The sequence below is a fragment of the Pseudodesulfovibrio halophilus DSM 5663 genome (assembly GCF_059568665.1).
The window spans coordinates 43,163-69,387 of the sequence record NZ_JCANTV010000013.1; the positions used below are offsets into that span (position 1 = coordinate 43,163).

A 26,225-nucleotide genomic window follows, 5' to 3' on the forward strand; every position below is an offset into this window, starting at 1 on the left:
CTTAATTATCCTTTCAGCGCTTCAGCGCCGCCGACAATGTCCATGAGATCGCCAGTAATGGCGGCCTGCCTGGTCTTGTTGTAAAGAAGAGTCAAAGACTCGGTCAGGTCGTCGCAGGCCCGGGACGCGTTGTCCATGGCGGCCATGCGTGCAGCGTGCTCGGAACAGGAAGTGTCCAAAAGCGCCCTGTAGACCTGAACCTTGATGAACCGAGGCAGGAGTTCGGCCAGAAGCCCCTCGACGGAAGGTTCGTAGATGTAGTCCCCGGCTCCGCTGGCTTCGCCCTCTTCCTCGCTCTGCGAGGTCATGGGCAGAATGTTCTGCGAGACCGGAAGCTGCTTGGCAATGCTCTGGAACTCGCCGTAGCAGACATGCACTTCGTCGAGTTCACCCGCGAGGTAGTCGCGGATCACTTCGTCGCCCAGGCTGGCCGCCAGGGTGAAGTCGAAGTGGGTCATGGAGTCTCTTTCTTCGCGCTTCATCTCGTAACTGGTCTTACGGAAGAAGTCGGCTCCCTTCTTGCCCATGCAGTAGACTTTGACGTCGAGGCCCTGTTTGGCCTTCTCGTCAGCCAGCTTGCTGGCGGTGGTGATTATTTTGGTATTGAACGCGCCGCAGAGTCCACGGTCGGAAGTGACGACGATTATGCCGACACTCTTGATCTCCTCGCGGACTTCCAGCAGCGGATGGACCGAGCCATCGGCACCGGCGGCCAGATCACCAAGCATGTCATAGAACTTGCTGGCATACGGGCGGAACCGCTCGATGCGTTCCTCCGCATTGCGCAGCTTCGCGGAGGCCACCATGTTCATGGCCTTCGTGATCTGCTTGGTTTTCTTGACGCCAGTGATCTTGTTCTGGACGTCTCTCAAAGAAGCCATTCGTTACCCCTCGGGTTTTAGGCGCTGAAGCCCTTCTTGAATTCCTCGACTGCGGCCTTCAGACGGCCTTCGATGTCGTCGTCAAGCTGCTTTTTCTCGACAATGTCCTTCAGGATGTCGGACTTGGCGTTGCGCATGAACTCAAGGAATTCGGCTTCGAACTTCTGGACGGACTCGACTTCGATGTCGTCCATGTAGCCGCGGGTACCGGCGTACAGCGAGGCGACCTGTTCTTCGACCGGCAGCGGCTGGTACTGGGGCTGCTTGAGCAGCTCGACCATGCGGGCACCGCGGTTGAGTTTGGCCTGGGTGGCCTTGTCGAGGTCGGAGCCGAACTGGGCGAATGCGGCCAGTTCGCGGTACTGCGCGAGGTCGAGGCGCAGGGTACCGGCGACCTGCTTCATGGCCTTGATCTGTGCGGAACCACCAACGCGGGAAACCGAGAGACCGACGTTGATCGCGGGGCGCACACCTGCGTTGAACAGGCTCGGCTCCAGGTAGATCTGGCCGTCGGTAATGGAGATAACGTTGGTCGGAATGAACGCGGAGACGTCACCGGCCTGGGTTTCGATAACCGGCAGTGCGGTCATGGAACCTGCGCCGTACTTGTCGTCCATCTTCGCGGCACGCTCGAGGAGCCTGGAGTGGAGGTAGAAGACGTCGCCGGGGAATGCTTCACGTCCCGGGGGGCGGCGCAGCAGCAGGGACATCTGGCGATAAGCGACGGCCTGCTTGGAGAGGTCATCGTAGCAGATGAGGGCGTGCTTGCCGTTGTTGCGGTAGTGTTCCGCCATGGTGCAACCGGTGTAGGCGCCGATGAACTGCAGCGGCGCGGGCTCGGAAGCGGTCGCGGAGATGATGGTGGTGTATTCAAGCGCGCCGTGCTTGCGCAGGATGTCGGCGACGAGGGCGACGGACGCCTTCTTCTGGCCGACTGCCACGTAGAAGCAGTGCACGTCGGTGTTCTTCTGGGCGAGGATGGCGTCCACGCAGATGGCGGTCTTGCCGACCTGACGGTCGCCGATGACCAGCTCGCGCTGACCGCGTCCGACCGGAACCATGGCGTCGACGGCCTTGAGGCCGGTCATGCAGGGCTCGTGAACGGACTTACGGGGGATGATGCCCGGAGCCTTCATTTCGACGGGGCGGGTCTCCTTGGAGTCGACCGGTCCGAGACCGTCGAGGGGCTGACCCAGCGGGTCGAGCACGCGGCCCATGACGGCGTCGCCGACGGGCACGGAGAAGATTTCGCCGGTACGCTTGACAGTGTCGCCTTCCTTGATGCCGGTGTCCGGACCGAGGAGCGCAACACCCACGTTGTCTTCTTCGAGGTTGAGCACCATGCCCTTGACGCCGCCGGGGAACTCGAGGAGCTCCATGGCCATGGCGTTTTCGACACCGTGCACGCGAGCGATACCGTCACCGACATACAGGACGGTACCGGTCTCGCTCATCTCGACGCGAGACTCATAGTTTTGAATCTGATCTTCAATGATCTTGCTGATTTCTTCCGCTTTGATCTGCATGGCCCTACTCACCCCTTTTGATATTTTCTTTCAAGATCTGCAGCTGAGCCCTCAGGCTGGCATCCAGCACCTTGTCCCCGATCTTGAGGACGACACCGCCGAGGATGTCGGCATTGTCCGCAAACTTCAGCTCCAGCTTTTTGCCGGTCTGATCTTCCAGACGCTTCTTGAGTTCCGCCTGGCGGTCGTCGGGCAGCGGCTTGGCGGTGACCATCTCACCGGCCACGATGCCCTGGAACTCGTCCTGCATCTTCTTGTAATCGGCGGCAATGGCGGGCAGGACGGACAGCCTGTCCTTCTCGGCCAGCAGGTCGCAAAAGTTCCTGACCATCTGATTGGCGCCGGTTTTTTCAACGATCTTGGTCATCACGGACTTTTTCTCGTCCGGATTGAAGGTGGGGTTCCGGAAAAAGCGCATGGCCTCCGGAGCCTCCAGCAAAGCCCCAGCCAGCTCCTGAAGTTCCGCTCCGTACGCCTCGACCTGGTCGTCGCCCTGATTCTGCCCGACGGCGAACAGGGCCTTGGCGTACCTGCGGGAAACGATGTTACCGGTCAATTGAGCACCACCTTGGTTAAGTATTCATCCACCAGCTTCTCGTGTTCTGCATCGGAAAGCTTTTCACGGACGATCTTCTCTGCGGCGGCGACCACGAGCTCGGCCACTTCGGCGCGCATGTCGTCCAGAGCGCCCTTGGCTTCGTTCTCGGCGGTGCGCTTGGCCTGGGCCTTGATGCCTTCGGCGTCCTGCTTGGCTTTCTCGATGATGGCTTCGCGAAGGGCCTCGCCCTGCTTCTGCGCCTCTTCGAGAATGGACTTCTTCTCCTGCTCCAGATTGGCAATGGACTTTTCGACATCCTTCAGCTTGCGCTCGGCGTCGGCCTGGCGGGTCTGGAGACTGTCGAGGTCGTCCTTGATCTGGGTGCGGCGTCCGGAGAAGAAGGCCTTGGCCTTGCCACCCACGAAGTAAAAGAGAATGCCCAGGAAGATAACGAAGTTGATCGACCGGAAAGTGAAGTTCTTCCACGGCAGACCATGTCCCTCTTCCTCGGCATGCTCTTCGGCGGCCATTTCTTCATTGACCTGAGCGCCTTCCTCCGCAAGTTCGTCGGCGACTTTCTCACCCTCTGCCGCGACTTCCTTGGCCACCTGCTCGCTGCTTGCCACCTGGGCCACCGGAGTCGGCGTCTGCTGCGTCTTGGCGACGGCAGCAGAGGAGAAAACCAGCGCACAGACCAGCACCGCTGCGACAATGTACAACCGTTTCAAAATGAAACCCTCCTCTATGCGTGTACTAGGCCTGGCCAAGAATCTTGTCCGTGGCCTTGCTCGCGTAGGTTTCGATGTCCTTGGCAAGAGCTTCCATGGCAGCCTTCACCTGGGAATCGATATCCGTGCGCGCAGCCTTCAAGGTCTGGGAAGCTTCCTCCCCGGCAGCGGAAAGAACCTTCTGCTCTTCGGCCACACCCTCATCCCGAAGCGCGGAGCGGACCTCGTTGGCCTCCTGACGCGCGGCGTTCAGCTGCTCCTCGTAGGACTGGAGCTTGCCTTCCGCCTGGGAGTTGAACGTCTCGATCTTATCCATCTGGCCTGCCATCAAATCTTTACGCTGCTTGATGATAGCGCGGACCGGACGGAGAAGGAGAATGTTCAAACCCACCAGCGTGATCAGGAAGTTCACGAGCTGGATCAAAACTCCTTCAAGCGTAATATCCATCATAGCCTTGTGCCCCCCAAGAGGTTGTGAATTTTAGCGCAAAGTCACTGGCGTTTACCCAATTTTGCGGGATGTGTCAAAGGCTTTTTCCCGCGAAAATGGCCGCCAGCGGCGCTATTTCGCCCGTTTTACCGGGTACCTATTCCGTATCAACCGGAAGCTCAGGAACAGTTTCAAGGCTACCCATGGTCAGCCGCCCCTCCAAAACCGCTCCTTCCTCAACCACCAGAACCGGGGTGTGAATATCGCCCACGAGGTTGGCCGACTTGTGCAGCACGACCTTCTCCACGGCTTCCACCTCTCCCCGGATATTTCCCGACAATACAAGCTGTCCGACCTTCACCTGGCCTTCAACGACGGCATCCTGGCCAACGACAAGGGTGCCGTCCGAGACCACTTCTCCGTCGAAATTTCCATCGATGCGCACCGCACCCTGAAAATTGAGCTTGCCACTGTAATTCGTCCCGGCACCAAGGAACGCATTGATTTCGTCTCTAGCCACTCACGCCTCCGGAATATCTCTTTGAACTTCGGCTACTTGAACAAGAACCGCCGCATGGAGACATTCAGCACCATGCCGATAAGGCAAAAATTCACAAGTGTCGCGCTACCGCCGTAACTCACGAACGGCAACGGAATGCCCACCACGGGCATAAGCCCGAGAACCATACCCATGTTGATAAGGATTTGCCAGAAAAAATAAAAGAACACGCCAGCCGCCAGATAGCTGCCGAAGAGGTCCTTGGCGTCACGCGCTATCACCACCATTTGATAGAGAAAATAGCAGAAAAGGAACAGCAGGATCATGGTGCCCGCGAAGCCCCACTCCTCCCCGAAAACGGCAATGGCGAAGTCAGTGTGCTTTTCCGGAAGAAACCGCAGCTGCGACTGGGTCCCCTCAAGGAAACCCTTGCCCCAGAAGCGTCCGGAACCTATCGCGATCTGCGATTGCAGGATGTGGTACCCCGACCCCAGCGGGTCCTTTGCCGGGTCGAGGAAGGTAAGGATTCGCTGTTTCTGGTAGTCGTGCAGAAAAAACCACGACAGCGGCAGCAGCGCCGGGATGGCCACCAGCATGGTCTTGAAGACGCGGCCGGTCACGCCGCGGTACAGAATCATGCCCCCGAGAATCAGCAGGATGGACAGCCCCGAGCCGAGGTCGGGCTGCCGTATGACCATGGCGGCCGGAATCAGCCCCACTCCGAGCACGTAAGCCAGTCGGGTGAAATTCAGCGGCTCTTTTTCCTTGGAAAGGATACGGGCCCCGACGATGAGCATGCTGATCTTGGCGAGCTCGCTGGGCTGGAAGTTCATGAACCCGAGGTCGAGCCAGCGCTTGGCGCCGTAGATGGTCTTGCCCGCGAAAAACACCGCGATCAGCAGCAGGCAGGTGAACCAGAACAGCGGCCAGGCCATGGTCTTGAGATGCCTGTAGTTCGGCAGCATGAAGAAGAGCATGCCGACCATGCCCATAAGCCCCCAGACGAGCTGCTTCTGGTAGAACGGCGACACGCTCATGCCATCCTCCAGCCTGTATCCGCTGGCCGAGTACAGGTTCAGCACGCCCGCAAGGAAGAGGATGCAGGTCAACCCGATGAGCTGCCAGTTGATATGAAATATGAGCCGTCTGTCTACCGCCATACGTCTGTCCTGTGTAAAAGTCCGCCGCCTCTGGTTCTGTTTTTCACAATATGCAACTACTCGGGCTTTTTCATAATCTTTCCATGGAAAAGATATTCGATGGCCGCCTTGACCACCGGCCCCGCGCCGCTGCTTCCGTGCAGCCCGTGCTCGATCATGGCCACGATGGCGTATTTGCGGTCGCCCTTTTCGGCGAACGCGGCCATCCATGCGTGATCGCGGTATTTATACGGAATCTCGTCATCCTCGAGGTCCCGCAGCTCGTCGGTGAGCCGGACGACCTGCGCCGTCCCGGTCTTGCCGCCCACCACCACGCCGTCGGTGCGCAACCTTCTGGCGGTCCCTCGCGGGGCGTCAACGGTGTTGATGTAGGAGTCCTTGAGCAGCTTCAGGTCCTGCGGTTTGGATGGCAGCATCCGCTGCACCGTGGCCTTGCGGTCCTTGAGCAGCTCGGGCTTGAGCAGCCTCCCGCCGTTGATCACGGCAGCGACGAACCGGGTCACCTGAAGCGGTGTCACCAGCGTGAAGCCCTGCCCGATGGACAGGTTCAGGTCGTCGCCGCCCTGCCACCTCTCGCCGCGGGCCCGCCGCTTCCACTCGCGTGTCGGGATGATGCCTGAGCGTTCGTGCGGCAGCATTATGCCCGTGCGCTCCCCGAAGCCGCACGCCTCTGCGTATTCGCTTATGCGATCCACGCCGAGGCGCTTGCCCAGCTTGTAGAAATATACGTCGCACGACTCGGTCAGCGCCTTTTCCAGGTCCGTCTTGCCGTGACCGCCGTAGCGCCACCGCCAGCAGCGGAACACGTGATTGCCGAGCTTCATGGCGCCCGTGCAGTTGACCGTCTCCTTGGGGTCGAGCATGTCGTTGGCGAGGCCGGCCCCGGCCACCACCTGCTTGAAGACCGATCCCGGCGGGTAGGCGGACTGGATGGGGCGATTCTGCATGGGATGCTTGGGGTTGTCCCGCAGCTTCGCCCACTGCTCCGGGCTCAACCCGGCGGTGAAGGCGTTGGAGTCGAACGAGGGGGAGCTGACCAGCGCGAGCAGATGCCCGGTGTCCGCGTCCATGACGACCACAGACCCGGCCTCGTCCTTGAGCCAGTCCATGATCAGCTTCTGCAGTCCGAGGTCGATGGAGAGGACGGCCTCATAACCGGCACGCGGCTGCTCCAGTATCCGCGCGTCCAGCCTGCGGCCGTTCACGTCCACCTCGTACTGCATGAGCCCCTTGTCGCCGCGCAGCCGCTCCTCAAGCATCAGCTCCAGCCCGAGCTTGCCCACGTCGTCACCCAGCGCAAGCTCTGGAATCTTCTTCATTTCCGACTCATTGGCCTCGGCCACGTAGCCCAGCACATGGGCCATGAGCTCGCCGTGGATATACTTGCGGCGCGGGTGGATGCGGATCTCCAGCCCGGGCCAGTCGAGCTTGTTGGCCTCGAACACGGTCATCTGCTCGAAGGTGAGGTCCGGAATGAGAATCAGGGGCTCGAACGGCTTCACGCGCAGCCGCCGCTTGGCATAGGTCGCCCGCAGCGTTTCCAGCGGCACGCCGGTCCATTCGGAGACCTGCAACAGAGTCCCGGCGATGTCTCGGCAGTCCTCCCGGACAAGGCCGAGGGCGTAGGCCGGTTCATTCACTGCCAGCAGTTCGCCGTCGTGATCGCGAATGAGTCCGCGCGGCGCGAAGATGGCTTCCTGCCTGAGCTGGTTTTCCCGCGCCTTGAGGGCGAAGTCTTCGCCACGGTGAATCTGAAGGTACCAGAGGCGCAGGGCGAAGAGGCAGAACAGGCCCAGCACAAGCACCTGAAGCAGAATGAGCCCCTGCTTAGGGGGCTGCTGTTCGCTCTGGTTAGTAAGGCGAGTCATCGACCTTCAATCCTTCAGGGAAAATCTGTGCGACCAGCCACCAAGACGCCGGGAAGACGACCGCCTGCAGCGCGCCCTCCACCAACAGCCGGTCGAAGGGCGGCCGCATGGATTCCAGAGACATGAGCCCCACCGAGAGCAGGGGATGCATCACGCCCAGCGCGAGGCCGAGCAGGCACATGAAAAGAAAGCTGCGGACATCGAAAAGCCAGCGCCCGAACTGGAACAGCACCGCCAGTGCGCCGTACCACGCTATGCCGTAACCGAAGGACAGACCGCCCATGCCCTCCTGCAACAGGATGAAGAGCATCCCCAGAAGAAACACCCGGCCGCCCGGCCGCTCCTGCATGGCCACCACCAGCCCCGGCACGAGGAAATCCACGCCGGGGAGCAGTTTCTGCGCCCAGATGGCGGCGATGATGTATCCCGTCCACCAGATCAGCGCCTGGAGGTTGTGGTTACTCTCCTTCCGCATGGTCTTCCTCTGCGGCAGCCTCGCGGGTGAGCAGCAGCACCTCTTCGAGCCCGGCGGGGTCCACCAGCGGTTTGGCGATGATGGTCAGGAAAAGCGAAATGTCGGAACGCCGGACGTCCGTGACCCGCGCGACAGGCAGCCCCTTGGGGAAGATGCCTGCCATGCCCGATGTGACCAGCATCTCGCCGGCCTCGATCTCGGAGTTCAGGTTCATGTAGCGGACTTCCAGCGGCTCGTTTTCGCCACGGCCCACAAGCACGCCCTGCGAGCGATGCAGGTCTCCCTGAACCGCGATGCGGCTGTTGGGGTCGGTGAGCAGCAGCACCTGCGCATTGGAGAATCCGGCCTTGAGCACACGGCCCACAACACCGTCGAGGCAGGCCACGGGCTGACCGTCAAAGACCTCGCTCAGCGTGCCCTTGTCGATGGAGACGGTGTCGAGAGCGGCGGTGGGCCCCAGCCGGTGCATGACCACGCGTGCGCCGGACGCCTCCCATTCCGGGGGCGGCACAAAGCCGAGCATCTCCTCGAGGCGCGAGGCGGTGCGGACCCGTTCACGCATCTTCAGCTGCTCGAGCCGCAGCTGACGAACGCGCTCCTTGAGCAGGTCGTTCTCCTCGCGCAGGCCCACGAGGTAGACATAGCGCTCCCAGATGTCCACGGCCTGAGCCGTAACCCACTGCCCGGGCCGCACGACCCATCCGGCGATGTCCAGCCCGGTTCGGCTGGAGAGATCGTCCAGGTATCCGGTCCTGAGGTTCCACGTGTAGAGGCTCAGGTAGAGGAAAAGGCCCAGTACGACCAGCAGGGCGATTTTCTTGGGCTTGGTCACGCTATTCCGTGGTGATGTCCTTGTAGATGTGGATATTGTCGAGCGCCTTGCCGGAACCGAGCACCACAGCGGTCAGGGGATCATCCACCACGGTGATGGGCAGCTGCGTCTCGTGCTGCAGGAGCTGGTCCACGCCTTTGAGCAGCGCGCCGCCGCCGGTGAGCACGATGCCGCGGTCAACGATATCCGCGGCCAGCTCGGGCGGGGTCTGCTCCAGCGCGATGCGCACGCCCTGCACGATGGCGTCCACCTGCTCCGAGATGGATTCGCGAATCTCCTCGGCGGTGATGGTGCGGTTCTGCGGGATGCCGGTGACCAGGTCGCGGCCCTTGACTTCCATCTCGGGCTCCTGATCGCCGATGGGGTAGGCGGATCCCACGGTGATCTTGATCATTTCCGCCGTGGATTCACCGATGAGCATGTTGTACTTGCGCTTGACATGCTGCATGATCGCCTCGTCCATCTTGTCGCCGCCGATGCGCACGGAGCGCGCGTAGACGATGCCGGACAGAGAGATGACGGCGATCTCGGTGGTGCCGCCGCCAATATCCACGACCATGTTGGAGGTGGGCTCGGTGATGGGCAGGTTGGCGCCTATGGCGGCCGCCATCGGCTCCTCGATGAGGTAGACCTCGCGGGCGCCGGCGGACTGGGCGGACTCCTTGACGGCGCGCTTTTCCACCTGGGTAATGCCGGTGGGGACGCAAATCATGATTCGGGGGTGCACCAGCCGCCTGTTGTTGTTCACCTTTTTGATGAAGTGGCTGAGCATGGCTTCAGTAACCTCGAAGTCGGCGATGACGCCGTCCTTCATGGGTCTGATGGCGACGATGTTCCCGGGCGTGCGTCCGAGCATCTTCTTCGCCTCCGTACCTACGGCCAGCGCGGCCTTGCCGCCGCGAGAGTCCTTCTTGACCGCCACGACGGACGGCTCGGAGAGCATGATGCCCTTGCCCTTTACATAGACCAGCGTGTTGGCGGTTCCGAGGTCGATCGCCAGATCGCTGGAAAAGGAACCGAGTATCTTGTTGAGCAGACTACCCATTTATCCCCCGATAGAGTCGGTATTTATCGTCATTGCGCATGCTTTCCCCGGCCGGGGAAATGCGCTAGCGTGTTCGTGCAATCACGATTTGGTACCAGATGTCACCACGTCCCGCAACAGGCCGCACGCCTTGCGGCCCTAAAAAAACGGGCTTTCCGGCAACTTCACATGAATCGATATTTTTCCCTCAACGCGCACCTCAGACGCCTGTTCGGCAAACGCGTCCAGAAAATCCCCATGGATGCGGGGTTTTCCTGCCCGAACCGCGACGGCGCCATCTCGAAAAACGGCTGCGCGTTCTGCAACCCTTCCGGCTCCGGCTCGGGTCTCGGCGACAGCATGAGCCTCGCGGCCCAATGGGAGCATTGGCGCGAGCGCCTCGGACGCAAGTACAAGGCCGACCTCTTTCTGGCCTACCTGCAGTCCTACACCAACACCTACGGCCCCCCGAAGCGCATCGCCCGCGTGCTGGAGGCCCTGCGCGGCCTCCCCGCCCTCGGGGGCGTCTGCATCGGCACCCGCCCGGACTGTCTCGACGCGCCCAAGGCGGAACTGCTGGCCTCGCTGAAGGAGCGGCCCGAGGTGCGCACCGTCATGGTGGAGCTGGGCCTGCAGTCGGCGCGCGACGACACGCTCTCGCACATCAACCGGGGCCACACCGCTTCGGATTTCGAAACGGCCTGCCGGCTGGCATCGGCGCACGGGCTCGACGTGGTGGCTCATGTCGTGGCGGGCCTGCCGCACCCCGAAGGGCGGGAAACCGCCGACGACCTCGTGGACACCGTGCGATTCGTGGCCTCGCTGCCCGTCAGCGGCATCAAGTTCCACAACCTATACGTCTGCCGCGACACCCTCGTGGGCCGCTGGTGGCGCGAAGGGAGATTCACCCCCATGCCGCTGGAAGAGTATCTCGACGGCATGGCGCGCTCCCTCGAAATCCTGCCCCCGGAAATGGTCGTACACCGCCTGCACGGTGACCCGGCCGGAGACGAGCTGTTGGCACCCGACTGGGCGGGCGACCGCAACCGCCTGCTCAACGCCGTGCGCGCCCATCTGGAGCGGTTCGACACGTGGCAGGGCAAACGAAACGGCGCCGAGTCCGGTCCGCCGTCGTTCTGGCACCCGAAAAGCAAGGAGACGCCTGATGCAGGTTGAAGTCGTGGCCGCGGAACCGCTGGCCCTCGAGATTTACTGGAACGCCGGAACCGTGGCCCGGCTTGAGCTGAAGTGGGCGGCCTCCGCAACCCCAACGCAGGACCCCGGCCCCATGGCGCAGCAACTGCGTGACGCCCTGAAGCGGTATGTCGCCGGACAACGGCCGCACTGGCCCGAGTTGCCCCTCGACCTCGACGCGCTCCCGCCGTTTCGCCGCAAGGCGCTGTGCGCGCTTTTTGACAAGGTGGCCTTCGGCGAGGTGGTGACCTATGCGCAGCTCGCGGAGATGGCGGGAAGCCCCAAAGGATACCGTGCGGCCGGGCAGGCCATGCGCCACAATCCGTGGCCGCTGGTGTACCCCTGCCATCGCGTCAACGGCTCCTCCGGTTCGCTCACCGGCTTCGGCGGCGCGGACGGCGATCTGGACATGAAACAGTGGCTCCAGACCCACGAACGAAAACACCGCTGAGTTTTCCGACATCGCAAAGACAAGGGCCGCCCCCTCGGGAGCGGCCCTTTCTCTATTCTTCGGAAGACGGTTCCGGTCGATCCGGTACGTCCTTTTTCCTGCTGAGCTTGTGGAAGATGACGAACAACGCCGGCGTGACGTAACAGCCGAGGATCGTCGCCACCAGCATGCCGCCGAACACCGAGGTACCCAGCGAGTGGCGGCTGGAGGCGCCCGCGCCGGACGCGATCACCAGCGGCACCACGCCGAGGATGAACGAGAACGCTGTCATGAGGATGGGCCGGAAGCGCAGGTGCGCGGCCTCCACCGCGGCGTCCCTCGGCTTGAGCCCTTGCTCGTTGCGCATCTTGGCAAACTCCACGATGAGGATGGCGTTCTTCGCCACCAGACCGATGAGCATGACCAGACCGATCTGGGCGTAGACGTTGTTCTCCAGCCCGCGGATCATCTGGAAGGACATGGCGCCCATGATCCCCAGCGGAATCGCCAGCACCACCGCGAACGGTATGGTCCACGACTCGTACTGCGCGGCGAGGAACAGGATGCACATCAGGAAGGCCAGCCCGAAGATGAACACGGACTGCCCGCCGGACTTGAGCTCCTGATACGCGATGCCGGTCCACTCGAAGCCGTATCCCTGCGGCAGCTGCTGCGACTCCTGCATCATGGCGTTGAGCGCCTGCCCCGAGCTGTATCCCGGAGCCGGTCCGCCGTTGATCTCCACCGTGCGGTAGAGGTTGTACCGCTGGATATACTCCGGACCGTTGATGTCCGTGATCTTCACCAGCGTTCCCAGCGGAACCATCTCGCCGTCCGCGCTGCGCACGTAGAAGCGGTTCACGTCGTCGGCCTTCTGGCGATACTGAGGCTCGGCCTGAAGCATGACGCGGTAGGTGCGGCCGTACTGGTTGTAGTCGTTGACATAGTACCCGCCGAGGAAGGTCTGCAGCGTCTGGAACACCGAGTTGACCGGCACTCCGAGGTTCTTGGCCTTGTCGCGGTCCAGCTCGATCTTCAGCTGGGGAACCGTGTTGGAGAAGGTGGTGAACAGCCTGCCCACCGCCGGGTTCTTTCCGGCCTCTTCCATGAAGGCTCTGGCCTGCTGCGCCATCTCGTCCACGCCGCGTCCGGCCCGGTCCTGAAACTCGTACTGGAAGCCGCCCGTGACCCCGAGCCCGTTGATGGGCGGCGGGTTGAAGCAGATCGCCAGCCCGTCGCCGAGCCCGGAGAAGTACTGCTGCGCCTTGCCCATGACCGCGTTCAGCTTGAGTTCCGGTGTCTGCCGGTCCTTCCAGTCTTCGAGGATGACGAACAACGCCGAGGTGTACGAACTGTACGCCCCGGAGAGGATGTTCATGCCCCCCAGCGCAACGTAGTGTTCAATGCCGTCGGCCTTCTGAAGATATCCTTCCACCTGCTTCATGAAGGCGTTGTTGCGCTCAAGGGACGCGCCTTCGGGCAGCTGCACCGAGACCACGAAGTATCCCTGATCCTCCTCGGGCACGAAGCCGGTGGGGAGCTTGTCTATCAGCAGATAGCACGCGCCGAGCACCAGCCCGATGAAGACCGTGACCATCACCAGCTTGCGCACAACAAAACGCACGCCGCCCATATATCGGTTCGTGATGCGGTCGAAGACGTTGTTGAACCCGCGGAAGAACGCTCCCACCGGCCCCCTGGGCGTGCTCGCGGGCCTGAGCAGCAGGGCCGCCAGCGCGGGCGAGAGCGTCAGGGCGTTGATCGTGGAGAAGGCAACCGAGACCGAGAGAGTCAGCGCGAACTGCTGATAGAGCCGTCCGGTAATACCGCCCATGAAAGCCACGGGCACGAACACGGCGATGAGCACCAGCGAGGTCGCCATGATGGGCGCCGTCACCTCGCTCATGGCTTTCTTGGCCGCGGATCTGGCGTCCATGCCCTCCTCGTCGATATATCGCTGCACCGCCTCCACGACCACGATGGCGTCGTCCACCACCAGACCGATGGCAAGCACCAGCCCGAACAGCGTCAGGGTGTTGATGGAGAACCCGAGCGCCTGAAAGAGTATGAACGTGCCGATGAGCGAGACCGGCACCGTGACCATCGGGATGACCGTGGCCCGCCAGCTCTGGAGGAAGATGAAGATGACCAGGAAGACAAGCGCCATGGCCTCGTACAACGTTATCATGACCTCTTCCACCGAGGCGTCCACGAATTTTGTGCTGTCGAACGGAATCTTGTATTCGACGCCGGTCGGGAAGTTGCCGGAAAGCTCGTCCATGCGCTCGCGGATTTTCTCGGAGACGTCGAGGGCGTTGGCTCCCGGCAACTGGTACACCAGTATGGAGGTGGACTCCTTCCCGTCCATGCGGGTGAAATTGCTGTAACTGCGCGAGCCGACCTCCACGCGGGCCACATCCTTGAGCCGCAGGTAGGATCCGTCGTCGTTGGTACGCAGGATTATGTTCCGGAACTCCTCGGGATCGGCCAGACGGCCCTTGACCTGAACGGACAGCTGGAACTCCTGCCCCTTGGGCGACGGCGGCTGGCCGATCTGACCGGCCGGAGCCTGAATGTTCTGCTCGCGGATAGCCTGCGCCACGTCATTGGTGGTCAGCCCGAGCCGGGACATCCTGTCCGGCTCCAGCCAGACGCGCATGGAGTAGTCCCTGTCCCCGAAGACGTTGACGTTCCCCACCCCCGGAACGCGGGCGATGATGTCCGCCACGTTGATCTTGGCGTAGTTGTCCAGAAACAGCGAGTTGCGGCTTCCGTCCGGACTCACGAGACTGAGCACCATCAGGATGTTGGACGACTGCTTCTTGACGGAAATACCGTTGCTGACCACATCGGAGGGCAACTGTGGCTGCGCCAGCGCCACGCGGTTCTGCACGTCCACCGTGGCCATGTCCAGGTCGCGCCCAACGTCGAAGGTCACGGTCAGCTTGTAGCTGCCGTTGTTGGTGGAGATGGAGTTCATGTAGAGCATGTCCTCCGCACCGTTGACCTCCTCCTCGATGGGAGCGGCCACGGTCTCCTCCACCACCGCGGCGTTGGCCCCGGTGTACGCCGCGCTAACCACAACCGAAGGCGGCGCTATCTCGGGATACTGCGCAATGGGCAGCCCCCAGAGACACAGCAGCCCCGCAAGGGTGATGACAATGGACACCACCGACGCGAACACGGGCCGGTCAATGAAGAAATTGACGAACACGGGCTATCCCTCCTCGCCGTCTTCACCGGCCGGAGCCTGCTTCCCTGACTCAGAGCCGGCACCGCCCGCGCCCAGCGCCTTGTCATAGGAGATGACCTGCGCCTTCACCGGCATGCCCGGTCTGAGCTTCTGAATGTTGTCCACTATGACCTTGTCGCCGGCCTTCACGCCTGACTCCACCGCCACGAGCTTGTCCTCCGTCGCACCGAGCTTGACACTCCTGGAAACGATCTTGCCGTCCTGCACCGTCAGCACACTGCGGCTACCCTGAACATCAACCACCACGCGGCGAGGAACAACCGGAACACCCGACTCCGTGCGCACCTTGGCGCGCACCTTGGCGAACTGCCCCGGAATCAGCAGCCCCTCGGGGTTGGGAAATTCAAGACGGATACCCAGCGTCCCGGTCTTGGGATCAAGCTCCGGCTCCGCCATGTTCAGCTCACCGGAATGGTCGTAGACGGAGCCGTCGGAAAGAATAAGCTTCAAGTCCCGCTTGCCCTTTTCCTGCTCCATGCTCTTGTCCACCCCGCGACGCACAAACTTGAGATACTGCTTTTCACTCAGCGCAAACTTCACATAGACGGAACCCTTGGAAAAAACCTTCGCCAGAAGCGTGTCGGACGGAGGACCGACCAGCGCCCCCACATCATAATTCGCCTCGCCGATCTGCCCGCTGATGGGCGCCTTGATACGGGTATACCCGAGGTTGATCCGGGCAGTCTCCACCGCCGCCTTGAGCTGCTTGACCTTAGCCTTCAACGTCGCCTGATTCGTCTTGACCGAGTCGAACTGGGAACGGCTGATGACCTCCTGCTCGATGAGTTCCCTGTAGCGCTTCAGATCGGCATCGGCCTTGGCAAGTTCGGCCTGCGCACTCTCGAGATTCGCCTGCGCCTGACTCAGATCCTCCTTGAAAGGCTGCGGATCAATCACGAAAAGCAGCTGCCCCTCTTTCACCATGGAACCTTCCTTGAACGTGCGCTCCTTGAGGTATCCCTCGACCCTCGCACGCACGTCCACCGCATCCTTGGCCAAAACCTGACCCGACCATTCCATGTAAACAGGAACGTCGCGATTCTCGACCTCCACCACCGTCACCGGCGTCGGTCCCGCAGACTTGCTCTGCTTTTTCTCCTCACCGCCGCAAGCGACAAGCATGGACGCCATCGCCAACAACAGCCCGGTAATCAAGCTGGCTCGTTTCATGAAAAGCTCCGAGAGGTAAATATGTTCAGTTTATAGGTGTTTCCAAAATACATTTTTCAAGAACAAAGGCAATACCATGTGATCCCCCACCCAGTAATACTCACACCCCGGAGACTCTCCCCGGGGCCCTTCGGGGGCTTAAGAACCCTTTTGCAAAAGGGTTCTTAAGAATCTCCCAAAATCATTTGGCCTGCCAAGCCGCGTTGAGGCGTTCCGAAAGCTACAGCGTGCAGACGGCTTGGCTGAGAGCGAACGACGGTTTCTCTATTATGAGGGACAGCAACGTCAGGGGAGTGCCGAGCCGGTCAGCCAAGACGCACGAAATGCAAATCCCCGTCAGCGGGGTTGCAGCTCGGACGCGGGTCAGGCGGGCGCATGGCCGTGCGCTGCAACCCCGCTGACAACAAAGGGTTCCAAAAGGGGGCCCGCCGGGGGCTTAAGAACCCTTTTGCAAAAGGGTTCTTAAGAATCTCCCAAAATCATTTGGCTTGCCAAGCCGCGTTGAGGCTTTCCGAAAGCTACAGCGTGCAGGCGGCTTGGCTGGGAGCGAACGACGGTTTCTCTATTCAGAGGGACAGCAACGTCAGGGGAGTGCCGAGCCGGTCAGCCAAGACGCACGAAATGCAAATGCCCATCAGCGGGGTTGCAGCTCGGACGCGGGTCAGGCGGACGTATGGCCAGTGCGCTGCAACCCCGCTGAAAACAAAGGGTTTCCAAAGGGGGCCCGCCCCTTTGGTCCGCCTGAAGGGCCCGTCGGAGACCCGCCGGAGGCACAAAAAAACGCCTGCGCCGCGATTATGGCGGCACAGGCGTTTTCCTTCTTTTGCTTTGGGATCACTCTTCGGTGGGCTTGGTGAATTTGCAGTTCTTTTCGGGGCAGGCGAACACTTCGCCTTTATCCTTGAGGAACTTGCGCACCAACAGGGGGTGTCCGCATTCGGGGCAGGGTTCTGCAACCGGGAAGTCCCAGACTGCGTATTTGCAGGAGGGGTACTGGTTGCAGGAGTAGAATATTTTGCCTCTGCGGGAGCTTTTTTCCACCAGTTCGCCCGGGCAGTCTTCCTTCGGGCATTTCACGCCGGTGGAGTATGGCTGCGAGTAGGTGCAGTCGGGATAGTTTGCGCAGGCGATGAAGCGGGAGCCGGTGCGGGCGCGCTTGAGATGCAGCTCGCCGCCGCAGTCCGGGCAGACGCCGACCACTTTGGGCTTTTCGGTGGCGACAACGTGGATGGTTCCGTCATCGTCGCGTTCGAAATTCATGATGTTCTTGCAGTCGGGGTAGCCGGTGCAGCCGAGGAATTCGCCCCGGCGGCTGCGCTTGATGGACATGGGCCGCCCGCACTTGTCGCATTCGATGCCCAGTTCCTCGGGAGCGGGTTCTTTGATGACCTCGATCTCGCCGTTTTCGTTACGCTTGAAGTTCTTGATGTTGCGGCAGGCCGGGAAGCCTGTGCAACCGAGAAACTCGCCGGTCTTGCCGAACTTGATGGCCATGGGCTTGCCGCACTGTTCGCAGGTCACGCCGGTGTCCTGCACGGTCTTGCCCATGTCCTCCTTGGCCTTGTCGAGGGTGGGATTGAACTCCTTGGTGAATTCCTGCAGGAGCCGCACCCAGTCGAGCTGGCCTTCCGCCACGTCGTCCAGCTTGTTTTCCATGTCGGCGGTGAAGCCCACGTCCATGAGTTCCTTGAAATGCTCGGAGAGCTGGTCGCTGACCACGAAGCCCAGCTCGGTGGGCGCGAACTTGCGTTCTTCGAGCTTGGCGTATTCGCGGTCGAGCAGCGTGGAGATGATGGCCGCGTAGGTGGACGGGCGGCCGATGCCGAGCTCTTCGAGCGTGCGCACGAGGGACGCTTCGGAGTAGCGCGGCGGCGGCTGGGTGAACTTCTGTTCCTTCTGGAGGTCCTTGAGTTCGAGGGCGGCGCCTTTTTCCAGCTTGGGAAGGTCCGGGGTTTCGTTGACCGGGCTCTTCTCCATGACGGCGAGAAAGCCGGGGAAGAGCAGGCGTTCGCCCTTGGCGCGCCAGAGGGTCTTGCCGTTCTTTACGGTGACGGTGGTGTCCCAGAACTTGGCGGCTGCCATCTGGGAGGCGGTGAAGCGTTCCCAGATGAGCTTGTAGAGCCGGTACTGCTCGGAGGGCAGGTGCGGCTTGGCCTCTTCCGGGGTCAGGGTCGGATCGACGGGCCGGATGGCTTCGTGCGCGTCCTGTGCGCCGCCTTTGGTTTTGAAATTTCGGGTCTTGGACGGATAGTGGTCCTTGCCGAACCGTTCGAGGATGAGTCCTTTCGCGGCCTGCTGTGCGTCCTTGGCCACGCGCACCGAGTCGGTACGCATGTAGGTGATCATGGCGGTGGTGCCGCGCTTGCCGAGCTCCACACCCTCGTACAGCCGCTGGGCCACGCTCATGGTGCGGCGTGCGGAGTATCCGAGGCGCTGGTTCGCGTCCTGCTGCAGGGTGGAGGTGATGTACGGCGGCCGGGGCTGGCGGGAGCGCTGCTTTTCCTGCACGTCGTCCACGACGAAGTCGCCGTTGCGCATGGCTTCTTCGAGGGCTTCGGCCTCTTCCTGCGAGGTGACGTGGTGCACGCCGGGCTTGACGGCCTTGCCGCCCAGCTTCCAGAGCTCGGTCCAGAACGGGGGCGGATTCTCGCCGGAGAGCTCCACCTTGAAGGGCCAGTATTCCTGCGGCACGAAGGCGCGGCGTTCCTTCTCGCGCTCCACGAGCAGCTTGAGGGCCACCGACTGGACGCGTCCGGCGCTGATGCCGCGCTTGACGTTCTTCCAGAGGATGGGAGAAATCTTGTAGCCGACCAGGCGGTCGAGGATGCGGCGCGCCTGCTGCGAGTCGAAGAGCTTCGCGTTGAGCGGCTGGGCCTGCTCAAGCGCTTCCTTGACGGCTCGCTGGGTGATCTCGTTGAACTGGATCCGGCTGATGTCCGTCTCCTTGTCCCGGATCAGCTCCGCCACGTGCCACGCAATGGCCTCACCCTCTCGGTCGGGGTCAGGCGCGAGGTAGACGTGCCGGGCCTTTTTGGCGGCCTGCTTGAGCTTCTTGACCACGTCTTCCTTCCCCGGAATGACTTGGTACTTGGGGGTGAATCCATTTTCCTCGTCCACGCCGAGGTCGCGGGCGGGAAGGTCGCGGACGTGGCCCACGGAGGCTTCCACCATGTAGTCCTTTCCCAGGAACTTACTGATGGTCTTCACCTTGGCGGGGCTCTCAACGATGATCAAATCCTTTGGCATGGTGAGCAGAGGTAACCGTTAAAAACCGCTCTGGCAAGCCCTGTAGTGCGATGCGACGATATTTTTGCACAGCCGCATTGACGTTTCCACAGCGCGAAGCCATCCTGAACGACTAGGAGGAACCATGTATTTAGGATCACACATGTCCATATCCGGCGGCCTGCACAAGGCGTTCGAGCGCATCCGTTCCGTGGATGGCACCGCCCTGCAGATATTCACCCGCAACCAGCGGCAGTGGAAGATTCCCGAACTCACCGACGAGATGATCGAGCAGTTCAAGAAGGCGTGGGAGGACTGGGGGGATTACCCGGTGGCCGCACACGACTCCTATCTCATTAACCTTGCCAGCCCGAAGAAGGACACGGCGGAGAAATCGCTCCACGCCTTCACCGAGGAAATGCGCCGCTGCGAGGCGCTGGGCATTCCGTGGCTGGTGACCCACCCCGGCTCGCATCTGGGAAAAGGCGTGGACGAAGGCATCGAGCGCTACGTGGAGAAGCTCGACAAGGCCATCGAGGATTCGGACACCGAGAACGTCACCGTGCTGCTGGAGACCACGGCCGGACAGGGCACCAATCTCGGGGCCACGTTCGAGGAGCTGGCCCGGATGCTCGAGGCTTCCGAGCACGGTGACCGGCTGGGCGTCTGCTACGACACCTGCCACACGTTTGCCGCGGGCTACGACATCCGCACCGAGGAGGCGTACAAGAAGACCATGGACGAGTTCGACCGGCTCATCGGCACGGGCCGCATCGGCTTCTTTCACCTCAACGACTCCAAGCCGGACCTCGGCGACAAGAAGGACCGTCACGAACACATCGGCAAGGGCGCCATCGGCAAGGATGGGTTCCGCAACCTGCTGAACGACAATCGCTTCAGCAAGGTGGGCATGAGCCTGGAGACCGACAAGGGCGACGACCTCGAAGAAGACCGCATGAACCTCTCCGTCCTGCGCGAGCTCATCAAGTAGTGCCGCCGCGTTCTCATTGACACCCTTTCGGGCTGCGTGATATTTCGTCAAAAAATGACCGTCGGTCACTTTATGACCGCCGGTCGCATGAGGTGGATACATGCCCGGAAAACAGCAGGAAAAATCGCTTCAGACCATGCGCGAGCTCATGGAGTCCGCGCAGCGACTGTTCGACGTCAAGGGCTACAGCAAGACCACGGTGGCCGAGATCACCGAGGGCGCGGGGTACGCCAAGGGCAGCTTCTACCGTCACTGGAAGAGCAAGGACGAGCTGTTTCTGGACATTCTGGCCGCCAAGCTCGGGGATTACCGGCAGAGCCGCGCCGAACGCATCGGCAGCGCCAGCACGCTGGACGACGTTCTGGACGTCATCTGGGATTTCCTCGACACCATCGTGGGCGACCGCAACTGGTCCAAGATATTCCTCGAATTCACGGTGCACGCCGCCAACGACCCCGAGCTGCGGCGCGAGCTGAACAAGAGCATCTACCGCCTTTCCAACGACATCTTCGCGGACATGGTGGAGGGACACGTGCTGTCCGGCTATTCCGCCCGCAAGCTGGGCGCGCTCAACACCGCGCTCTTCGAGGGCTTCCTGATTCACGACCTGCTGGAGACCGGCGTACTCTCCCGCGACGACGTGCGTCAGGCGGCCCGCACCCTGATCAAAACGCTGGCCGTGTCCGGCGAGTCCAACCAATAGCCAAGGAGAGGACCATGAAACGAGGCGTCATGCTGGCCGCAACCGCACTGGTGCTGATGCTGGCCGTCCCGGCCTCGGCCGGAACCGTGCTGACCTACAGCAATTTCTTCCCGCCGACCCACATCCAGTCACAGCTGGCGGAGCAGTGGGCCAAGGAAGTGGAGAAACGCACCGACGGCGAGGTGCGGATTCAGTATTTTCCGGGCGGCACGCTGGTGGACGCCCGCGGAACCTATGACGGCGTGGTGCAGGGCATCACCGACATCGGCATGTCCGCGCTGGCCTACTCCCGGGGCCGCTTTCCCGTGATGGCAGCCGTGGACCTGCCGCTGGGCTACTCCTCCGGCAAGGCCGCGACGGAAGTGGCCAACCGGGTTTACGCCAAGTTCACACCAGAGGAGCTGGACGATGTGAAGGTGCTCTACTTCCACGCTCACGGCCCGGGCCTGCTCTTTACCAAAGGCATCAGAGTCGAAAGGCTCGAAGACCTTGAAGGGCTGAAGATCCGCGCCACCGGCAACAGTGCCCGCGTGGCCTCGGCCCTTGGCGCCACGCCGGTGGCCCAGTCCATGTCAGACGCCTACCAGTCCCTGCGCAAGGGCGTGGTGGACGGCGGCTTCTACCCCATGGAGACCAACAAGGGCTGGAAGATGGCCGAGGTGGTGGACTACTGCACCGAGTCCTACCCCGCGGCCTACACCACCACTTTCTTCGTGGTCATGAACAAGGCCAAGTGGAACGCGCTGCCCGAGGCCGCCCGCAAGGCCATGGAAGCGATCAGCGCCGAATGGGCCGCCAGACACGGCAAGGCCTGGGATGACTCCGACGCGGAAGGGCGCGCCTTCTTCAAGGAAAAGGGCGGCAGCTTCATCGCGCTGGACGAAGCCGAGCAGAAGCGCTGGCACGAGGGCGTGCAGCCCGTCATCGCCGACTACATCGAGGAGACGTCCGCAAAGGGTATCGACGCCGAGACCGTTGTGGATTTCACCGCGCAGGCCGTTTCGGACCTGCAATAGGAGAGGGCTTCCGTGAACGCCCCTGCCTCCACCCTATCCGTGATCGAACGGGTCATGCGCGCGCTGGCGGCCTGCTGCCTCGCGGGCATGGCCCTGATCACGGTCATCGACGTCACCGGCCGCGCCTTCGGATATCCGCTGTTCGGCTCCGAAGAGATCACCGCCTTCATGGCCGCGCTGGCCGTCGCCATGAGCCTGCCCTACGCCCACCGGGAACGCAGCCACATCGCCGTGGAGCTGTTCTACACCCGGCTCGGGCGCAAGGCCCGACTGGGCGCGTCGCTCCTGACCAACACCCTGTCGTTTGCGGTGTTCGCCACCCTCGCGTGGCGGATGCTCGACTTTGCGCTGGACACCCGCGAATCCGGTGAAGTCTCCATGAACCTCGGCCTGCCCGAGTGGATCGTCATGGCGGCGGTGGCGGCCGGAGTCGCCGTCTTCGCGCTCATGATCCTCACGGGCCTTCTGCGCCTGATCACCGGAAGAGAGGCAGCCTGATGGACCCGATGTTTTTCGGCCTCGCAGGCACGCTGGTCATGCTGGCGCTCATGGCCCTGCGGATGCCCGTGGCGTACGCCATGATGCTCACCGGCACCGCGGGCTTCGCCCTGCTCATCTCGCCGCAGGCCGCCCTGAGCCTGCTGCCGCGAGAGGTGTACTCCACTTTCGCCAGCTACGACCTTTCCACCATCCCCCTGTTCATCCTCATGGGCCAGCTGGCCTTCCACGCCGGGGTGAGCAAGCGCCTGTATCAGACGGCCTACCGCTTTCTCGGCCACGTGCGCGGCGGGCTGGCCATGGCCACGGTCTCGGCCTGCACCGCCTTCGGCGCGGTCTGCGGGTCCAGCCCGGCCACGGCGGCCACCATGTCGTCGGTGGGCATCCCGGAGATGAAACGCTACGGCTACTCCGACGCCCTCGCCGCCGGGACCGTGGCCTCTGGCGGCGGTTTGGGCATGATCATGCCCCCCAGCGTGGTGCTCATCGTCTACGGCGTGCTCACGGAACAGTCCATCGGCAGGCTCTTCATGGCGGGCATCGTCCCGGCCCTGCTGCTCACGCTGCTGTTCATCGCGGCCATCGCCACCATGTGCGCCATGAGCCCAGAATCTGGTCCGCGCGGCGAGCGCTCCGGCTGGGGCGAGCGCGTCCGCTCCCTCGGCGGGCTCTCGGACACGCTCATCGTCTTCGCGCTGGTCATCGGCGGCATGTTCAAGGGGCTCTTCACGCCCACCGAGGCCGCATCCGTGGGCGTGGCGGGCGTGCTCGGCGTCTCGGTGATCCGCCGCCGGCTCAGTTGGAACGGCTTCGTGCAGGCGCTTCTGGAAACCCTCCGTACCTCGTGCATGGTCATGATGCTCATCGCGGGCGCGGTGGTCTTCGGCAAGTTTCTGGCGGTGACGCGCATCCCCTTTGAAATGGCCGGGGTAGTGGCGGGACTGGACCTGCCGGGCTGGGCCATCATGGCCGCGATCCTCGGCATCTACTTTCTCGGGGGCTGCTTCATGGACTCGCTGGCGCTGGTCATGCTCACGGTGCCCATCTTCTTTCCGGTGGTGCTGGGGCTGGGCTATGACCCGCTCTGGTTCGGGGTTGTCATCGTGCTGGTCACCGAGATGGGGGTCATCACGCCGCCTGTGGGCATCAACGTCTACGTGGTCTACGGCATGACGCGCAAGATCGCGCCCGGCATCGCGCTGGAATCCATCTTCCGGGGCATCGTCCCGTTCCTGCTGGCCATCGTGGCGGGGATAACGCTGCTGTTCCTCGTTCCCGAGGCCGTGCTCTGGCTGCCCGGGCTCATGAACTGACGAATCATTCCGGGTCGGCGGGCGGCAACGTGAAACTGAATTCGCTGCCCGCGCCCTCGGGCGCGTGGACGCCGATGCGTCCGTCGTGGGCCTCCACGATATGGCGGCAGATGGCGAGACCGAGGCCGGTGCCCTTCGTCTTCACTGCCTCCTCGCCGGTATCGGTCACGAACTTGCGGAAGATGGCGCGGCGCAGATGCTCCGGGACGCCTGGGCCGTGGTCGCGCACGGCAACTCGGATCATCCCGTTCTTCATGCCCGCATTCAGCTCGATGGGCTTTCCGTCCGCATACTTTGCCGCGTTGGAGAGCAGGTTGATGACCACCTGCATGAGCCGGTCCCGGTCGCCTTCCAGCTGCGGCAGTCCCTCTTCCACGGCAACATTCAGCTTGAGGCCCGCGTCTTCGAACAGTCCCGAGACAGCCTGCACGGACCGCTCCAGCAGATCAGCCACCTCGACGCGGGACGTGTGATACTCCATGTGCCCGGATTCGAGCCGCGCCACGTCGAGCAGGTCGTTGATGAGTCCGCCGAGTCTGTCTCCCTCCGAGACCATCACGTCCAGATTGTCTTCCATCTTCTTCAGCAGCGGGACCATTTCCTCGTGGTCCTCTGCCAGCACCGGCAGGATGGAGCGGTCGAGGCGCCTGCGCATGATCTTGGCGAAACCGATGATGGAGGTCAGCGGCGTGCGCAGTTCGTGGGAGACCACGGACAGAAACTCGGACTTGGCGCGGTTGGCCTTGTCCAGCTCGCGGGTGCGCTGCAACACCCGCCGCTCAAGCTCCTGATTGATGTTGCGCAGCGCCTCTTCGGCGCGCTTGCGGTCCGAAATGTCGCGCGCCACCACCACAGCCCGCAGAGGGTGCTGTCCTTCCGGAATCTGGATGCTCAGGTCCACCGGCACCGCCTTCTCGCACCCCGGGCAGCACAGCTTCGTCTCCATGCGCACCACGCCGGATTCGCTGCCGAACATCTCGCGCACGTAGCGCCCCACGTAGTCCGGAAGCAGCTCCGCGAAGGGGCGGCTCTTGAGGTGCTCGGCGTCGCAGCCGAAGCGCTCCTGCGTGGCCCCCGCCACATCCAGCACCATGCCGCTGGCCACGTCCACGATGAAAATCGCGTCCTGAATCTGGTCCAGCAGCGAGCGGAAAAGTTCGAGTTCCTCCACCCGCCTTCGCAGCTCGGGGTAGTAGCTTTTGGAAATGGAGCGACGGCCCAGACCGATCAGCCGATCTCTCGCCGAATCCCCTCCGTTGTCAGCGCGCCCGGTCATACACCCTCTCCAGTTCGGCGACCGCCGCCTGCCGAGGGTTGGTCAGCATGCACGGGTCGTTCATGGCTGCCGCGGCAAGGTTTTGGATGTCCTCGGGACTCACGCCGAGGTCGGCCAGCGAAACGGTCACGCCGCAGCGCTTCTTGACTGAGCGGAACGCCTCAAGCGTTCGTTCGAGCAGTTCGTCCTCGGACATGGACGGGTCGATCTGCGCCCCGAGCGCCTCTGCCAGCCGAGCGTACCGCTGCGGAGTCGAGGAGAAATTGTATTCAATGACGTGGTCGAGCAGGATGGCGTTGCACAACCCGTGCGGCAGGTCCAGCAGGCCGCCGAGGCTGTGGGCCATGGCGTGCACCGCCCCGAGAATCGCGTTGGAGAAGGCCAGCCCCGCGTACGTGGTGGCCAGCGACATGCCCGCCCGCGCCTCCATGTTCAGCGGGTCCTCGATGGCATGCTCCAGATGCGCCGCCACGTTGCGGACCGCTTCGAGTGAGTGCAGTTCCGTGAAGGGAGAGGTGGCGTTGGAGACGAACGACTCCACCGCGTGCGTGAGGGTATCCAGCCCCGTGTGGGCCGTGAGGTCGCGGCTCATGGTGGTGGTCATTCGGGGGTCGATGAGCGATACGTCCGGCACCATGGTCTTGCTGACGATGGCGATCTTGAGCTTTCTGGCGGTGTCCGTGATGATGCAGAACTGAGAGACGTCCGCCGCGGACCCCGAGGTGGTTGGGACGCACACCAGCGGAGGCCCCGGCAGGGGAACCATGTCCGCCCCTTCGAACTCCAGAATGTGCCGATTATTGGTGCAGACGATGCCGATGCCCTTGGCGCAGTCCATGGGGCTGCCGCCGCCCACGGCGACAATGGCCTCGCAGTCCCGTTCGCGAAACATCTCGGCACCTGCCATGACTTCGCTTTCCCGTGGGTTGGGCCTGATGTCTGAAAACAGCTCGTACCGGACTCCGGCCTCGGTCAGGCTGTCCATTATCATCTGCGGCCACGGCGTGCCCAGCAGACCCTTGTCCGTGACCAGCAGGACCTTTCTGGCGGAAAGGTTGGCCACATGCTGTCCGGCGAGCTCACCCGCCCCTTCGCCGAAAACGAACTCCGGGGCGACGAACTTCCGCAAATCCCGACGGCTTTCACCCATGCACAGACCCTCCAGTTACTATTAACGGTAACAACTGGAGCGCGA

General features: G+C 62.5%; 23 protein-coding genes. 7 read left to right on the forward strand and 16 right to left on the reverse strand.

The features are described from left to right. Positions 1–5: 5 nt before the first annotated feature. The 11 genes from BR24_RS12290 to BR24_RS12340 form a co-directional block, all read right to left on the reverse strand. On the reverse strand, positions 6–881 hold the full coding sequence (locus BR24_RS12290; protein WP_496541776.1) for a F0F1 ATP synthase subunit gamma: 876 nt from the start codon (positions 879–881) through the stop codon (positions 6–8). Positions 882–898: 17 nt separating this feature from the next. Continuing rightward, the gene (gene atpA / locus BR24_RS12295; RefSeq protein WP_462967189.1) at positions 899–2,407 is read right to left on the reverse strand and encodes a F0F1 ATP synthase subunit alpha; all 1,509 of its coding nucleotides are present in this window, start codon (positions 2,405–2,407) and stop codon (positions 899–901) included. 4 nt (positions 2,408–2,411) lie between these two features. After that, on the reverse strand, positions 2,412–2,963 hold the full coding sequence (gene atpH / locus BR24_RS12300) for an ATP synthase F1 subunit delta (protein ID WP_496541777.1): 552 nt from the start codon (positions 2,961–2,963) through the stop codon (positions 2,412–2,414). Then, a complete protein-coding gene (gene atpF / locus BR24_RS12305; protein WP_496541778.1) occupies positions 2,960–3,673 on the reverse strand; it encodes a F0F1 ATP synthase subunit B in 714 nt (237 codons plus the stop codon). The genes atpH and atpF overlap by 4 nt, the downstream gene beginning before the upstream one ends. 25 nt (positions 3,674–3,698) lie before the next feature. Next, on the reverse strand, positions 3,699–4,124 hold the full coding sequence (locus BR24_RS12310) for a F0F1 ATP synthase subunit B (protein WP_462967186.1): 426 nt from the start codon (positions 4,122–4,124) through the stop codon (positions 3,699–3,701). A 136-nt stretch (positions 4,125–4,260) separates the two neighbouring features. Next, positions 4,261–4,623: a bactofilin family protein gene (locus BR24_RS12315; RefSeq protein WP_496541779.1), complete on the reverse strand. Its 363-nt coding sequence runs from the start codon at positions 4,621–4,623 to the stop codon at positions 4,261–4,263. A 32-nt stretch (positions 4,624–4,655) separates the two neighbouring features. After that, the gene (rodA, locus tag BR24_RS12320; protein ID WP_496541780.1) at positions 4,656–5,762 is read right to left on the reverse strand and encodes a rod shape-determining protein RodA; all 1,107 of its coding nucleotides are present in this window, start codon (positions 5,760–5,762) and stop codon (positions 4,656–4,658) included. A gap of 56 nt (positions 5,763–5,818) precedes the next feature. Continuing rightward, positions 5,819–7,630 (reverse strand): penicillin-binding protein 2, encoded by a 1,812-nt coding sequence (gene mrdA, locus BR24_RS12325; protein WP_496541781.1) that lies wholly within the window; start codon positions 7,628–7,630, stop codon positions 5,819–5,821. After that, positions 7,614–8,105, reverse strand: coding sequence for a hypothetical protein (locus tag BR24_RS12330; protein WP_496541782.1), 492 nt, complete (start codon positions 8,103–8,105; stop codon positions 7,614–7,616). Before BR24_RS12330 ends, mrdA begins: the two co-directional genes overlap by 17 nt. After that, positions 8,089–8,937 carry a rod shape-determining protein MreC gene (mreC, locus tag BR24_RS12335; protein WP_496541783.1) on the reverse strand — a complete coding sequence of 283 codons (849 nt, stop codon included), beginning with the start codon at positions 8,935–8,937 and terminating at the stop codon, positions 8,089–8,091. The genes BR24_RS12330 and mreC overlap by 17 nt, the downstream gene beginning before the upstream one ends. Position 8,938: 1 nt before the next feature. Further along, entirely contained in the window at positions 8,939–9,982 is a 1,044-nt protein-coding gene (locus BR24_RS12340; RefSeq protein ID WP_496541784.1) for a rod shape-determining protein, read from the reverse strand. A 168-nt stretch (positions 9,983–10,150) separates the two neighbouring features. Here BR24_RS12340 and mnmL point away from each other — a divergent pair, with 168 nt between their 5' ends. Both mnmL and BR24_RS12350 read left to right on the forward strand, forming a co-directional pair. Next, a complete protein-coding gene (gene mnmL, locus BR24_RS12345; RefSeq protein WP_496541785.1) occupies positions 10,151–11,137 on the forward strand; it encodes a tRNA modification radical SAM protein MnmL/YtqA in 987 nt (328 codons plus the stop codon). Beyond that, entirely contained in the window at positions 11,127–11,606 is a 480-nt protein-coding gene (locus tag BR24_RS12350) for a methylated-DNA--[protein]-cysteine S-methyltransferase (protein WP_496541786.1), read from the forward strand. The genes mnmL and BR24_RS12350 overlap by 11 nt, the downstream gene beginning before the upstream one ends. A 52-nt stretch (positions 11,607–11,658) precedes the next feature. Here the strand turns inward: BR24_RS12350 and BR24_RS12355 are convergent, their stop codons facing one another. The 3 genes from BR24_RS12355 to topA form a co-directional block, all read right to left on the reverse strand. Continuing rightward, positions 11,659–14,799 carry an efflux RND transporter permease subunit gene (locus tag BR24_RS12355; RefSeq protein ID WP_496541787.1) on the reverse strand — a complete coding sequence of 1,047 codons (3,141 nt, stop codon included), beginning with the start codon at positions 14,797–14,799 and terminating at the stop codon, positions 11,659–11,661. A 3-nt stretch (positions 14,800–14,802) separates the two neighbouring features. Continuing rightward, complete coding sequence (locus BR24_RS12360) at positions 14,803–16,008, reverse strand: efflux RND transporter periplasmic adaptor subunit (RefSeq protein ID WP_496541788.1); 1,206 nt, start codon at positions 16,006–16,008, stop codon at positions 14,803–14,805. Positions 16,009–16,842: 834 nt separating this feature from the next. Continuing rightward, positions 16,843–19,254, reverse strand: coding sequence for a type I DNA topoisomerase (gene topA, locus BR24_RS12365; RefSeq protein ID WP_496541789.1), 2,412 nt, complete (start codon positions 19,252–19,254; stop codon positions 16,843–16,845). A gap of 124 nt (positions 19,255–19,378) precedes the next feature. On the opposite strand from topA, the gene BR24_RS12370 reads away from it, so the two are divergent. From BR24_RS12370 to BR24_RS12390, 5 genes are all read left to right on the forward strand, one after another. Then, positions 19,379–20,224, forward strand: a complete 846-nt coding sequence (locus tag BR24_RS12370; protein ID WP_496541790.1) for a deoxyribonuclease IV — start codon at positions 19,379–19,381, stop codon at positions 20,222–20,224. Positions 20,225–20,324: 100 nt separating this feature from the next. Beyond that, on the forward strand, positions 20,325–20,927 hold the full coding sequence (locus BR24_RS12375) for a TetR/AcrR family transcriptional regulator (protein ID WP_496541791.1): 603 nt from the start codon (positions 20,325–20,327) through the stop codon (positions 20,925–20,927). Between the two features lie 14 nt (positions 20,928–20,941). After that, positions 20,942–21,943: a TRAP transporter substrate-binding protein gene (locus tag BR24_RS12380; RefSeq protein WP_496541792.1), complete on the forward strand. Its 1,002-nt coding sequence runs from the start codon at positions 20,942–20,944 to the stop codon at positions 21,941–21,943. A gap of 12 nt (positions 21,944–21,955) precedes the next feature. Beyond that, on the forward strand, positions 21,956–22,441 hold the full coding sequence (locus tag BR24_RS12385) for a TRAP transporter small permease (protein WP_496541793.1): 486 nt from the start codon (positions 21,956–21,958) through the stop codon (positions 22,439–22,441). After that, positions 22,441–23,754 (forward strand): TRAP transporter large permease, encoded by a 1,314-nt coding sequence (locus BR24_RS12390; protein ID WP_496541794.1) that lies wholly within the window; start codon positions 22,441–22,443, stop codon positions 23,752–23,754. Before BR24_RS12385 ends, BR24_RS12390 begins: the two co-directional genes overlap by 1 nt. Positions 23,755–23,758: 4 nt before the next feature. Here BR24_RS12390 and BR24_RS12395 read toward each other — a convergent pair whose 3' ends face one another. Both BR24_RS12395 and ercA read right to left on the reverse strand, forming a co-directional pair. Then, positions 23,759–25,030 (reverse strand): PAS domain-containing sensor histidine kinase, encoded by a 1,272-nt coding sequence (locus tag BR24_RS12395; protein WP_496541795.1) that lies wholly within the window; start codon positions 25,028–25,030, stop codon positions 23,759–23,761. Beyond that, on the reverse strand, positions 25,014–26,180 hold the full coding sequence (ercA, locus tag BR24_RS12400) for an alcohol dehydrogenase-like regulatory protein ErcA (protein ID WP_496541796.1): 1,167 nt from the start codon (positions 26,178–26,180) through the stop codon (positions 25,014–25,016). Before ercA ends, BR24_RS12395 begins: the two co-directional genes overlap by 17 nt. Positions 26,181–26,225: the final 45 nt, after the last annotated feature.